At 66.0% G+C, this 13,005-nt stretch carries 12 protein-coding genes; 11 read left to right on the top strand and 1 reads right to left on the bottom strand.

Features of this window, described 5'->3' with window-relative positions:
• From mraY to RTQ83_RS04155, 11 genes are all read left to right on the top strand, one after another.
• Entirely contained in the window at positions 1-1,170 is a 1,170-nt protein-coding gene (gene mraY, locus RTQ83_RS04105) for a phospho-N-acetylmuramoyl-pentapeptide-transferase (protein ID WP_312511411.1), read from the top strand.
• Positions 1,170-2,666, top strand: coding sequence for a UDP-N-acetylmuramoyl-L-alanine--D-glutamate ligase (murD, locus tag RTQ83_RS04110; protein WP_312511413.1), 1,497 nt, complete (start codon positions 1,170-1,172; stop codon positions 2,664-2,666). Before mraY ends, murD begins: the two co-directional genes overlap by 1 nt.
• Entirely contained in the window at positions 2,666-3,892 is a 1,227-nt protein-coding gene (ftsW, locus tag RTQ83_RS04115; RefSeq protein WP_312511414.1) for a putative lipid II flippase FtsW, read from the top strand. The genes murD and ftsW overlap by 1 nt, the downstream gene beginning before the upstream one ends.
• Positions 3,889-4,971, top strand: a complete 1,083-nt coding sequence (gene murG / locus RTQ83_RS04120) for an undecaprenyldiphospho-muramoylpentapeptide beta-N-acetylglucosaminyltransferase (RefSeq protein ID WP_312511415.1) — start codon at positions 3,889-3,891, stop codon at positions 4,969-4,971. The genes ftsW and murG overlap by 4 nt, the downstream gene beginning before the upstream one ends.
• Complete coding sequence (murC, locus tag RTQ83_RS04125; protein WP_312511417.1) at positions 4,968-6,356, top strand: UDP-N-acetylmuramate--L-alanine ligase; 1,389 nt, start codon at positions 4,968-4,970, stop codon at positions 6,354-6,356. Before murG ends, murC begins: the two co-directional genes overlap by 4 nt.
• A 5-nt stretch (positions 6,357-6,361) precedes the next feature.
• Positions 6,362-7,336 carry a D-alanine--D-alanine ligase gene (locus RTQ83_RS04130; protein WP_312511418.1) on the top strand — a complete coding sequence of 325 codons (975 nt, stop codon included), beginning with the start codon at positions 6,362-6,364 and terminating at the stop codon, positions 7,334-7,336.
• A 6-nt stretch (positions 7,337-7,342) separates the two neighbouring features.
• Positions 7,343-8,200 carry a cell division protein FtsQ/DivIB gene (locus RTQ83_RS04135; RefSeq protein ID WP_312511419.1) on the top strand — a complete coding sequence of 286 codons (858 nt, stop codon included), beginning with the start codon at positions 7,343-7,345 and terminating at the stop codon, positions 8,198-8,200.
• A gap of 13 nt (positions 8,201-8,213) precedes the next feature.
• Positions 8,214-9,446, top strand: a complete 1,233-nt coding sequence (ftsA, locus tag RTQ83_RS04140) for a cell division protein FtsA (protein WP_312511420.1) — start codon at positions 8,214-8,216, stop codon at positions 9,444-9,446.
• 144 nt (positions 9,447-9,590) lie between these two features.
• On the top strand, positions 9,591-10,790 hold the full coding sequence (gene ftsZ / locus RTQ83_RS04145; protein WP_290416915.1) for a cell division protein FtsZ: 1,200 nt from the start codon (positions 9,591-9,593) through the stop codon (positions 10,788-10,790).
• A gap of 136 nt (positions 10,791-10,926) precedes the next feature.
• Positions 10,927-11,430, top strand: coding sequence for a peroxiredoxin (locus RTQ83_RS04150; RefSeq protein ID WP_312511421.1), 504 nt, complete (start codon positions 10,927-10,929; stop codon positions 11,428-11,430).
• 116 nt (positions 11,431-11,546) lie between these two features.
• Positions 11,547-12,389 (top strand): DMT family transporter, encoded by an 843-nt coding sequence (locus RTQ83_RS04155; protein ID WP_312511574.1) that lies wholly within the window; start codon positions 11,547-11,549, stop codon positions 12,387-12,389.
• 5 nt (positions 12,390-12,394) lie between these two features.
• Here the strand turns inward: RTQ83_RS04155 and RTQ83_RS04160 are convergent, their stop codons facing one another.
• The gene (locus tag RTQ83_RS04160) at positions 12,395-12,985 is read right to left on the bottom strand and encodes a PEP-CTERM sorting domain-containing protein (RefSeq protein WP_312511422.1); all 591 of its coding nucleotides are present in this window, start codon (positions 12,983-12,985) and stop codon (positions 12,395-12,397) included.
• Positions 12,986-13,005: the final 20 nt, after the last annotated feature.

Raw genomic sequence — 13,005 nt, forward strand, 5'->3', positions numbered from 1 at the left:
ATGCTTCTCTGGCTTGCACAGTACTTCCAGGACTATATCGGTCCGCTGCGCGTGTTCAACTACATCACCTTCCGCGCGGTGTTCGCCACCATCACCGCGATTTCCATCGGCCTGCTGTGCGGCCCGTGGGTGATCAACAAGCTCACCGAACTGAAAGTCGGCCAGGCCGTGCGCACCTACGGTCCGCAGACCCACCTGAGCAAGCACGGCACCCCGACCATGGGCGGCGTGCTGGTGCTGATCGCGATCGGCGTCTCGACCCTGCTGTGGTGCGACCTGTCGAACCGCCTGATCTGGCCGGTGCTGGTGGTGACCTTCGGCTTCGGCGCCATCGGCTGGGTCGACGACTACCGCAAGGTGGTCTATAAAGACCCGGAAGGCATGCGTTCGCGCGAAAAATACTTCTGGATGTCGCTGATCGGCATCGCATCGGCCCTGTACCTGGCGTTCTCGGTCTCGGCCGCCAACCCGTGGGAAGTGGCGCAGCTGTTCTACGCCTGGGTGCAGTCGGGCTTCTCGATGGACCTGCCACCCAAGGCCGACCTGATCGTCCCGTTCTTCAAGACCATCAGCTATCCGCTGGGCGTGTGGGGTTTCATCGCGCTGACCTATTGCGTCATCGTCGGCGCCTCCAACGCCGTCAACTTCACCGACGGCCTGGATGGCCTGGCGATCATGCCGACCGTGATGGTGGGCGGCGCCCTTGGCCTGTTCGCCTACCTGACCGGTAGCGCGACCTTCTCGAAATACCTCCTGATCCCGTACATTCCGGGCGCGGGCGAACTGCTGATCTTCTGCGGCGCGATGGCCGGCGCGGGCCTGGCCTTCCTGTGGTACAACGCGCACCCGGCGCAGATGTTCATGGGCGACGTCGGCGCGCTGGCGCTGGGCGGCGCGCTCGGCACCATCGCCGTCATCGTGCGCCAGGAAATCGTCCTGTTCATCATGGGCGGCATTTTCGTGGCCGAGACGCTGTCGGTGATCATCCAGGTGACCTGGTTCAAGTACACCAAGAAGCGCTACGGCACCGGACGTCGCGTATTCCTGATGGCGCCACTGCACCACCACTTCGAACAAAAGGGCTGGAAGGAGACCAAGGTCGTGGTCCGCTTCTGGATCGTGACCATGGTGCTGATCCTGGTCGGTCTCTCGACGTTGAAATTGCGCTGATGAACTACGACGGCAAAACCGCATTGGTGCTGGGCCTGGGCGAATCCGGGCTGGCGATGGCGCAGTGGCTGGGCCGCTGCGGTGCGCGCGTGCGCGTGGCCGATACGCGCGCCGAGCCGGCGCGCCTGCCGGCGTTGCGTGAAGCAGTGGCCAGCGCCGAATTCGTCGCTGGCGCCTTCGATGCCGCGCTGCTCGACGGCGTCGACTTCGTCGCCGTCAGCCCCGGCCTGGCGCCGGAGCGCGAACTGGTCGACATCGTTCCGGCCGCCCGCGAGCGTGCAATCCCTGTCTGGGGCGAGATCGAACTGTTCGCCCAGGCGCTGGCGCACCTGCGCGCCGGGCAGGGCTACACGCCGAAAGTCATCGCCATCACCGGCACCAACGGCAAAACCACCGTCACCAGCCTGACCGGCCTGCTGTGCCGCCGCGCCGGCCTGTCCACGCGTGTGGCCGGCAATATCAGCCCGGCCGCGCTGGACGTGCTGCGCGAGACCATCGACGCGAACGAGCTGCCGCAGGCCTGGGTGCTGGAACTGTCGAGCTTCCAGCTGCACACCACTTTCAGCCTGCAGGCCGACGCCGCCACGGTGCTGAACCTGACCCAGGACCATCTGGACTGGCACGGCAGCATGGATGCCTATGCGGCAGACAAAGCGCGCATCTTCGGCACCAACACCGTGCGCGTGCTGAACCGCGACGACGCGCGCGTGATCCGCATGACCGCCGCCGACACCCCGGCCTTCACCTTCGGCACCGGCGAACCGCAAGCTGCCGACAGCTTCGGCCTGCTCGAAGAGCGCGGCGTGCTGTGGCTGGCCAACGCGGTCGCGGGCGAAGAGATCGAGAAGAAACGCAAGAAAGGCGAAGCACCGGAGCCGGTCGAAGTCATCGTCAACCGCCTGATGCCGGCCGACGCGCTCAAGATCCGCGGCCTGCACAATGCGTCCAACGCGCTGGCCGCGCTGGCCCTGTGCCGCGCCTGCGGCCTGCCGCTGGCGCCGCTGCTGCACGGCCTGCGCGAATACGCGGGCGAGCCGCACCGCGTGGAGCTGGTCGCCACCATCGATGGCGTCGACTATTACGACGACAGCAAGGGCACCAATGTCGGCGCCACCGTCGCCGCACTCGAGGGCCTGGGCAAGGCATTTACCGGCGAAGGCCAGCAGATCCTGTTGATCGCCGGCGGCGACGGCAAGGGCCAGGACTTCTCGCCGCTGGCCGCACCCGTATCGCGCCACGTGCGCGCCGTGCTGCTGATCGGCCGCGATGCCCCAAGCGTGCGCGCCGCGATCGAGCCGACCGGCGTGCCGGCGTTCGACCTGGAAGACCTGCCGCAGGCGGTGCGGCGCGCCGCCGGCCTGGCCAAGCCGGGCGACAGCGTGCTGCTGTCGCCGGCCTGCGCCAGCATGGACATGTTCACCAACTACGCGCACCGCGCGCAGGTGTTCGTCGACACCGTGCGCGAGATCGCCCTCGACCGGGGACAGGAAATCTGATGGCTTTCCAGCTCCCCTTCAAGTTTTCCGGCACTGCCAGCGATGCGGTCAACGCCGCCGCGGCGGTCGGCAAGCGGCCGTCCAAGATGATGGACTACGACCAGCCGCTGGTGTGGGTCACGCTGCTCCTGATGCTGTTCGGGATGGTGATGGTGTATTCGGCCTCGATCGCGCTGCCCGATTCGCCCAAGTTCCGCTACCTGGAAGACCGCAACGAATACTTCCTGTACCGCCAGATGATGTACATCGGCGTCTCGATCGTCGCGGCCTGGATCACCTTCAAGGTGCCGGTCGCGGTGTGGCAGAAGTGGGCGCCGATGATGTTCATCGCGACCCTGGTGATGCTGGCGCTGGTGCTGATTCCGGGCGTCGGCGTGTCGGTCAACGGCGCGCGCCGCTGGCTGTCGCTCAAAGTCATGAACCTGCAGCCGTCCGAGATCATGAAGATCGCGGTGGTGCTGTACGCCGCCGATTTCACGGTGCGCAAACAGGAATACATGCACAAGCTGACCAAGGGCTTCCTGCCGATGATGGTCGCGATCGGCCTGGTCGGCGGCCTGCTGCTGATGGAGCCCGATCTTGGCGCCTTCGGCGTGATCGTCTGCATCGCCATGGGCATCCTGTTCCTGGGCGGGATCAACATCGTCTGGTTCGGCGGCATCGGCGCGCTCTTGGTGATCATCTTTACCTCGATCATCGCGCTGTCGCCGTTCCGCCGCGCGCGCATGTTCGCCTACCTCGACCCGTGGGAAGAGGGCAATGCGCTGGACAAGGCCTACCAGCTGACGCACTCCTTGATCGCGTTCGGACGCGGCGAGTTCTTCGGCGTCGGCCTGGGCAGCTCGGTCGAGAAGCTGCACTACCTGCCCGAAGCGCACACCGACTTCATCATGGCCGTGATCGGCGAAGAACTGGGCCTGGCCGGGGTGCTGGTGGTGGTGGCGATGTTCTACTGGCTGGTCAAGCGCGCCTTCGACATCGGGCGCCAGGCGATCGCGCTGGACCAGGTGTTCGCCGGCCTGGCCGCGAAGGGCATCGGCATCTGGCTCGGCACCCAGACCTTCATCAATATGGGCGTGAACCTGGGCCTGCTGCCGACCAAGGGCCTGACCCTGCCGCTGATGAGCTTCGGCGGTTCGGGCGTGCTGTTCAACTGCGTCGGTCTGGCGATCCTGCTGCGCATCGATTATGAAAACCGGGTGCGCATGCGTGGAGGCCGTACATGACTAAACGTTTAATGATCATGGCCGCCGGCACCGGCGGCCACATCTTCCCCGGCATCGCGATTGCGCAGACCATGCGCGCGCGCGGCTGGGAAGTGAGCTGGCTGGGCACCGCCCACGGCATGGAAAAGGACCTGGTGCCGCAAGCCGGCATCGACATGGACACGATCGACTTCGCCGGCCTGCGCGGCAAGGGCCTGGCGCACACGGTCAAGGGCGCGTTCAAGATGGCGGCCAGCTTCCGTACCTGCCACCGCTACCTGGCCGCGCGCCGGCCGGACGTGGTGCTGGGCATGGGCGGCTACGTGACGGTGCCGGGCGGCCTGACGGCGCGCGCGCGCGGCGTGCCGCTGGCGCTGGTGAATGCCGACGCCGCGCTGCTGTTGTCGAACAAGACCCTGGCCCCGGCGGCGCAGCGCGTGCTGTTCGGCTTCCCGGCCGATTTCGGCAAGGCGGCCGGCAAGGCGGTGGTCACCGGCAACCCGGTGCGCCAGCAGATCCTGGATCTGCCGGCGCCGGCCGAACGCTTTAAAGACCGCAGCGGTCCGCTGCGGGTGCTGGTGGTCGGCGGCAGCCTGGGCGCGAAAGTCCTGAACGACAACGTGCCGGCGGCGCTGAAACTGATCGATCCTGAGCTGCGTCCGGTCGTGACCCACCAGTCGGGCAAGAAGAACATCGACGCCCTGCGCGCGGCCTATAAGGACGCCGGCGTCGAGGCCAATGTGGTCGACTTCATCGACGACATGGCCGGTGCTTACGGCCAGGCCGATCTGGTGGTCTGCCGCGCCGGCGCCATCACCGTGTCCGAACTGACCGCGGCCGGCGTGGCCAGCGTGCTGGTGCCGTTCGTGGCCAGTACCACCAGCCACCAGCGCGACAACGCGGTGTGGATGGACGGACAAGGCGCGGCGGTACACCTGCCACAAGGCGAACTGAATCCGCAGCGGCTCAAGAGCCTGCTGCAAACGACGCGCGAACAATGCCTGACGATGGCCCAGGCGGCGGCGCGCGTGGGACAGCGCGACGCCAACGAAGCGATCGCGCGCGAACTGGAAAAATTAGCGGAATTGAAGGCACGATGAAACACAAGATCAAGAACATTCACTTCGTCGGCATCGGCGGCAGCGGCATGAGCGGCATCGCCGAGGTGCTGCTCAACCTCGGCTACAAGGTGTCCGGCTCGGACCTGAACAGCAACGCCGCCAGCCAGCGCCTGGCCGAACTGGGCGCGCGCGTGTTCACCGGCCATACGGCCGAACACGTGTCGGGCGCCGACGTGGTGGTGACTTCCACCGCCGTCAATGAAGCCAATCCGGAAGTGGTGGCCGCGCGCGCCAACAAGACGCCGATCGTGCCGCGCGCGATCATGCTGGGCGAGTTGATGCGCCTGAAGCGCGGTATCGCGATTGCCGGCACCCACGGCAAGACCACCACCACCAGCCTGGTGGCGTCGGTGCTGGCCGCCGGCGGCATGGACCCGACCTTTGTCATCGGCGGGCGCCTGACCGCGGCCGGCGCCAATGCGGCGCTGGGCAGCGGCGAATACATCGTGGCCGAAGCCGACGAATCGGACGCGTCGTTCCTGAACCTGTCGCCGATGATCGAGGTGATCACCAACATCGACGCCGACCACATGGAAACCTACGAGCACGATTTCGAGAAATTGAAAGCCGCGTTCGTGAACTTCACGCACCGCCTGCCGTTCTACGGCCGCGTGATGCTGTGCATCGACGACCAGCACGTGCGCGCGATCCTGCCGCAGGTGACCAAGCCGGTCACCACCTACGGCTTCTCGGAGGAAGCCGAAGTGCGCGCCCTCGACGCGCATGCCGAAGGCGTGCAGATGCACTTCACGGTGCGCCAGGAAGGCTACCCGGATACCAAGTTCGTGCTGAACCAGCCCGGCATGCACAATGTGCTCAACGCCTGCTCGGCGATCGCGATCGCACGCGAGATCGGTATCGACGACGAATCCACCGCCAAGGGCCTGCTGGAATTTCGCGGCGTCGGCCGCCGCTTCACCCGCTACGGCGAAGTGGCCTTGCCGGCCGGCGGCAGCTTTACGCTGGTCGACGACTTCGGCCACCACCCGGTCGAGACCGAGGTAACGCTGGCCGCCGCACGCGCCGCCTATCCGGGCCGCCGTCTGGTGCTGGCGTTCCAGCCGCACCGCTACAGCCGCACGCGCGACCTGTTCGAAGACTTCGTCAAAGTGCTGGCCACGCCCGACGTGCTGCTGCTGGGCGACGTGTATCCGGCCGGCGAGGCGCCGATCGTGGCCGCCGACGGCCGCGCCCTGGCGCGCGCATTGCGCACCGGCGGCAAGACCGAGCCGATCTTCGTCGAGACCATCGCCGAGATGCCGGCCGCGATCATGAACGTGGCGCGCGACGGCGACGTCGTGCTGACCATGGGCGCCGGCTCGATCAGCGGCGTGCCTCACCAACTCACCAACGCAAAGGCTTGAATACCGTGACCAACACTACTTTCGACGCCGCCGCCTTCGGCAAGGTCGGCGTACTGTTCGGCGGACGTTCCGCCGAACGCGAGATTTCCCTCATTTCCGGCAACGGCGTGCTGCAGGCCCTCAAGAGCCGCGGTATCGACGCCCACGCCTTCGATCCGGGCACGCAAAGCCTGGCCGAACTTGCGGAGCAGAAGTTCGACCGTGTATTCATCGCGCTGCACGGCCGCTACGGCGAAGACGGCAGCCTGCAGGGCGCGCTCGAGCAGCTCGGCATTCCCTACACCGGCAGCGGCGTGATGGCCTCGAGCATCGGCATGGACAAGGTCACCACCAAGAAGATCTGGCTGACCGAAGGCGTGCCGACCCCGCAATACGCGATCGTCGATGCCGACAGCGACCTCGATGCCGTGGTGGCCAAGCTGGGCCTGCCGTTGATCGTCAAGCCGCCGCTGGAAGGATCGAGCATCGGCATCACCAAGGTCACCGAGATCTCGCAATTGCAGGAAGCGATCGCCCTGGTGGCGAGCATGGACGACGCGGTGCTGGCCGAGGAATTCGTCACCGGCCGCGAGTTCACGGTCGCCGTGCTGGGCCAGGGCCTTGCTGCGCGCGCGCTGCCGATCGTCGAGATCGTGGCGCCGGAAGGCAAGTACGACTACCAGAACAAGTACTTCACCGACGACACCCAGTACCACTGCCCGGCGCCGCTGCCGGAAGCGCTGACTCAGGAAATCCAGCGCCACGCCGTCAACGCCTATCGTGCCATCGGCTGCGAGGGCTGGGGCCGCGTGGACGTGCTGGTGCGCGAGAGCGACATGCGCCCGTATCTGCTGGAGGTGAACACCTCGCCCGGCATGACCACCCACTCGCTGGTGCCGATGGCTGCGCGCGCGGTCGGTATCGGCTACGAAGACCTGTGCATCGAGATCCTGCGTTCGGCGCGGCTCAAGATGGGCGGCAAGGGCAAAGCAAAGGAATAACGAACCATGTGGCATGACGTGCGCGCCCTGAACGCGACCGCCAGTTTCCTGACGGCGGTGACGGTGCTCGCCGCCCTGGTCACGGGCGTGTGGTGGTTGTCGCAGCGGCCGATGTTCGCGCTCGGATCGGTGACGGTGGAGAGCATGTACGGGATCGACCTGAAACACGTCAACGCGCTCACCGTGCGCAACGGCGTGATCGGCAAAATCCGCGGCAACTTCTTCACCGCCGACCTGGACCAGGTGCGCACCACTTTCGAGACCGTGCCGTGGGTGCGGCGCGCCACCGTGCGCCGCGAGTGGCCCAACGCGCTGGTGGTGGAAGTGGAAGAACACGAAGCGATCGGCACCTGGGGCGACGAAGGCCGCCTGCTGTCGGTGAAGGGCGACGTGTTCACCGCCAACATCGCCGAGACCGAGGACGAACTGGCGCTGCCGGCCTTCGAAGGCCCGCCCGGCACCGAGAAGGACGTGCTGGCGCGCTTCGCCCAGCTGCGCACCGCGTTCGCGCGCGTGCAGCTGGTGCCGCGCTCGCTGTCGCTGTCGGACCGCTACGCCTGGACCGTCCGGCTGGATAACGGCATGAGCGTCGAACTGGGACGCGAGCAGGACCGCAACACCTTGCAGAAACGCGTGCAGCGCCTGGTCGGCGTCTATCCGCAGCTGGTCGCCAGGCTGCAGGAAGGACGCATCGACACCATCGACATGCGCTATCCGACTGGACTGGCGCTGTCGTCGGCGGCCTTGAGCGTGCCGGCGGACGCCACCAAGCCGGTGAAAGCGGCGAAGAAAAAACCGGAAACCGGCAAGCCGAAAGCGGCAGCTCCGGCTACCCCGAACAACAAAACAACCAAGCAAATCTAGCAGGCGAACAGCAATGACAAAAGACGCGAAAAACCTGATCGTCGGCCTCGACATCGGCACCTCCAAGGTGGTGGCCGTGGTCGCCGAGGTGATGTCCGACGGACGCCACGAGGTGATCGGCCTCGGTCAGCACGAGTCGAAAGGATTGAAGAAGGGCGTGGTCGTCAACATCGAGGCCACCGTCGAATCGATCCAGCGCGCGCTGGAAGAGGCCGAGCTGATGGCCGACTGCAAGATCCGCAACGTCTACGCTGGCATCGCCGGCAGCCATATCCGCTCGTTCAATTCGAGCGGGATGGTGGCGATCAAGGAGAAGGAAGTCACCGCCACCGACGTGGCGCGCGTGATCGAAACGGCCAAGGCGGTGAACATCCCGACCGACCAGCAATTGCTGCACACGGTGCCGCAGGAATTCATCGTCGACAATCAGGAAGACGTGCGCGAACCGATCGGCATGAGCGGAATAAGGCTCGAAGTGCGGGTCCACATTGTCACCGGTGCGGTGTCTGCAGTGCAAAACATTGTAAAGTGCGTGCGCCGTTGCGGACTCGAGGTCTCGGACCTGATCCTGCAGCCGATGGCCTCCGCCGACGCGGTGCTGACGGTCGACGAGAAGGAACTGGGCGTGGTCCTGATCGACATCGGCGGCGGCACCACCGATATCGCGGTGTTCTCGGACGGCGCGATCCGCCACACGGCGGTGATCCCGATCGCGGGCGACCAGATCACCAGCGACGTCGCGATGGCGCTGCGCACGCCGACCGGGGAAGCAGAAGATATCAAGATCCGCTACGGAGTGGCCAAGCAGGTGTTGGCCGATCCGGGCGAGACACTCGAAGTGCCAGGTCTCGGTGACCGCGGCCCGCGCGCTTTGTCGCGCCAGGCGCTGGCGGCCGTGATCGAGCCTCGGGTGGAGGAACTGTTCGCGATGGTGCACCAGGTGGTGCGCGAGTCGGGCTACGAAGGCGTGCTGTCGTCGGGCATCGTCCTTACCGGCGGCAGCGCCATCATGCCCGGCATGATCGAGATGGCGGAAGACATCTTCCTGAAACCGGCGCGCCTCGGCACGCCGGACTACCGCGGACAACTGGCAGATGTGGTACGCAGCCCACGCTACGCCACCGTGCTCGGTCTTTTGCTGGAAGCGAAGAAGCAGTACCTGCGGGGGCATATCGTCACTCGGCAGGACGGGTCGGTGAAGGCGGTCTGGCAGCGGATGAAAGAATGGATAGCCGGGAATTTCTAAGCACTTGGTAACAAATTTGGTAGCGAAAATTCGTCACGGGTACAAGGTTTTTAAATACAATCGCTAGTTACCGGCATGAGGCAGCGCATCAAGCACGCTAAGGCTTCGTCCCTGGAACAGCATTTCTGAAAATAGGGAGTCATCATGGAGTTCGATATGGTTGATAACGCAGCACTGGGGACCGTGATCAAGGTCGTGGGCGTCGGCGGCGCCGGCGGCAACGCGGTCCAGCACATGATCAATAAAGGTGTGTCCGGTGTCGAGTTCATCGCCGCCAACACGGACGCGCAGGCGCTGGCCGCCTCGAGCGCCAACAACGTCATCCAGATCGGCGAGTCGGGCCTGGGCGCGGGCATGCGTCCGGAGATCGGCCGCCAGCTCGCCGAGCAGTCGCGCTCGCGCATCGAGGATGCACTGCGTGGCGCGCACATGGTCTTCATCGCTGCCGGCATGGGCGGCGGCACCGGCACCGGCGCCGCCCCGATCGTGGCCGAAGTGGCCAAGACCATGGGCGCCCTGACCGTGGCCGTGGTCTCCAAGCCGTTCTCGTACGAAGGCCAGAAGTGCATGGACGTGGCCGAAGAAGGCCTGGAAGAACTGACCAAGCACGTCGACTCCCTGATCGTCATCCTCAACGAAAAGCTGGAAGACATCTACGAAGACGAATCGATGCTCGACTGGATGAAGCACGCCGACGACGTGCTGAACAACGCGGTGGCCGGCATCGCCGAAATCATCAACGTGCCGGGCCATATCAACGTCGACTTCAACGACGTCAAGACCATCATGGGCGAGCAGGGCAAGGCCATGATGGGCACCGCGACCGCCGCCGGCGTCGACCGCGCGCGCATCGCCGCCGAACAGGCTGTCGCTTCGCCGTTGCTGGACGGCATCGACCTGTCGGGCGCCAAGGGCGTGCTGGTCAACGTGACCGCATCGCGTGGCCTGAAGGGCAAGGAGATCAAGGAAGTCATGGCCGCCGTGCGCGCCTTCGCCGCACCGGACGCCTCGATCGCACAGGGCATCGCCTACGACGACGCGATGGGCGACGAGATCCGCGTGACCGTGGTCGCGACCGGCCTGGGCAAGAACAAGAAGTCGATCTCGCTGGTCCAGCCGCAGCAGCAGCTGCGCACCGGCACCTACGACGCACCGGTGATGCAGGGTGCGGCGGCGGTGGCCGGCGGCCTGACCGCAGGCAAGGCCAGCGCCGACGCCCTGGGCGGCATGAAGCAGCCGGCCGTGTGGCGCCGCGAGCAGGCCTCCGAGCAGGTGCAGGCGATGCAGCGCAATGGCGTCGAGACGTACGATATTCCGGCGTTCCTGCGCAAGCAGGCTGACTAAGCCGTAACTCGCCCATGAGTGAAAAGGCCAGCGCAAGCTGGCCTTTTTGTTTTGTGCGCCGGCCGGCGATCCTCAGCACGCCATTCCCGGATCGGCGATAATGACAAGATTCCCAAAACATCAACAAGGAGCACACATGACCATCCAGATCGGCGCACGCCTGCCTGAAGGCACCCTGGCCGAATTCATCGAGACCGAAACCGAAGGCTGCACCCTGGGCCCGAACACCTTCCAGGTGGCGGATCTGGTCAAGGGCAAGAAGATCGTCATCTTCGGCCTGCCGGGCGCGTTCACCCCGGGCTGCTCGGTGCAGCACGTGCCGGGCTACGTCAAGCACGCCGACGCTCTCAAGGCCAAGGGCGTCGACGAAATCTGGTGCATCTCGGTCAACGACGCCTTCGTGATGGGCGCCTGGGGCCGCGACCAGAAGGCCACCGGCATCGTGCGCATGCTGGCCGACGGCAATGCCACCTTCACCAAGGCGCTGGGCCTGGACAACGACTTCTCGGCGCACGGCATGGGCACGCGCTCGAAGCGCTACGCGATGCTGGTCGAAGACGGCGTGGTCAAGACCTTGGATATCGACGCCAAGGGCGTCGAAGCGTCGAGCGCCGAAGCGATGCTGCAAAAGCTCGGCTGATTCAAGGCGCCGACCGCAATCGAAACGGCGCTGCGGCGCCGTTTTTTGTCTCTACCCATATCAGGAAGCAAGCCATCGTGAAGCGCCCCTCCGGAAACCTGTACAGCATCTACGCCATGCTGCTCGCCGTCTTCATGTTCGCGCTGATGGACACGGCGATGAAGCTGCTGTCGGCGCGCTATCCGGCGCTGCAGGTGGCGGCGCTGCGCGCCCTGTGTTCGCTGCCATTGGTGGCGGCCTACGTGGCCTGGCGCGGCGCCTTCAGGGGGATATTCCGGGTGCGCTGGTCGATGCACCTGCTGCGCGGCGTGCTCGGGATCCTGATGCTGGCACTGTTCGCCTACGGCCTGCGCCAGCTGTCATTGGCCGAAGCCTATTCGATCTTCTTCATCGCGCCGGCCCTGATCACGGCGCTGTCGGTGCTGCTGCTCAAGGAACGCGTCAACCTGGCGCGCTGGATCGCGATCGGCGTCGGCATGTGCGGGGTGCTGGTGGTGCTGCGTCCGAGCGGAGCGGGCTTCCTCACCGTCGGTGGGCTGGCGGTGCTGGCCTCGGCCGGCTGCTATGCAATCTCCGCGATCACGGTGCGCGTGCTGGCGCGCACCGACCGCAACGAGCACACGGTGTTCTGGCTAATTGTGCTGATCGCGGTCGGCGGCACGGCGCTGGCGGCGCCGAACTGGGTGCCGATTCCTGCGAGCGAGATTCCGCTCTTGAGCGGCCTGGCGCTGTCGGGCTTCATTGGCCAGCTGGCGATCACCGAAGCCTTCTCGCGCGGCGAAGCGTCGAGCGTGGCGCCGTTCGAGTACTCGGCGCTGGCCTGGGGCGTCGGCATGGACTGGCTGCTGTGGCGCGCGCTGCCCGACAGCTGGACCCTGCTGGGCGCGGCCATCATCATCGGCAGCGGCCTGTATCTGATCCGCCACGAGAAAGAGCACGTCGAGGCGGAGCATCCCTGACCAGACTAGCTGCGGCGCAGGCGCACCGCGCCGGCCAGGCCGAAGCCGGCCAGCACCAGCGCCAGCGAACCCGGTTCCGGCACCTCGGCGGCGCCTTCGAAGCTGAAGTCGTCCATCACATACGACCCCGGCACGCCGCTGGTCACGACCACGGTGTCGATCGCGCTGCCCCAGCCGGCGGCCAGGAAGGCCGGCGCGCTCGACAGTTGCAGCAACGCCGAACTGGCCACCAGCTGGCCGCCGAAGTACAGGTCGAACTGCACGCTGCCGTCCTCGTAGCCGGCGAACCAGGCGCCGTTGAAGACCGTCGGCGCCAGGAAGCGGATGGTGCTGGCGACCGGCCCGCCGTTGTTCCAGTCTTCGCTCCAGTCGGTCGTGACGCGGCCCTGGCCGGAGTGGGGCGTGAACGGCGCCGATTCGCCGGTGAATACCGACATGCCGGCGTTCGACCAGTCCAGTCCACCGTAGTTGCCGGGAACGGAAGCGTAGCCGTCGGGACCGACGATGTCGTCGAAGGTCAGCACGGTGGCCGAGGCGAAGGGCGCGCACAGGGCAAGGACGGCGCTCAGTGCGAAGTTGCGAAGGGTGGAAGACATGGCGTTCCTTTCTATTAGAT

The organism is Massilia sp. (genome assembly GCF_031995545.1).
In the GTDB taxonomy this organism is placed as follows: domain Bacteria; phylum Pseudomonadota; class Gammaproteobacteria; order Burkholderiales; family Burkholderiaceae_D; genus Telluria.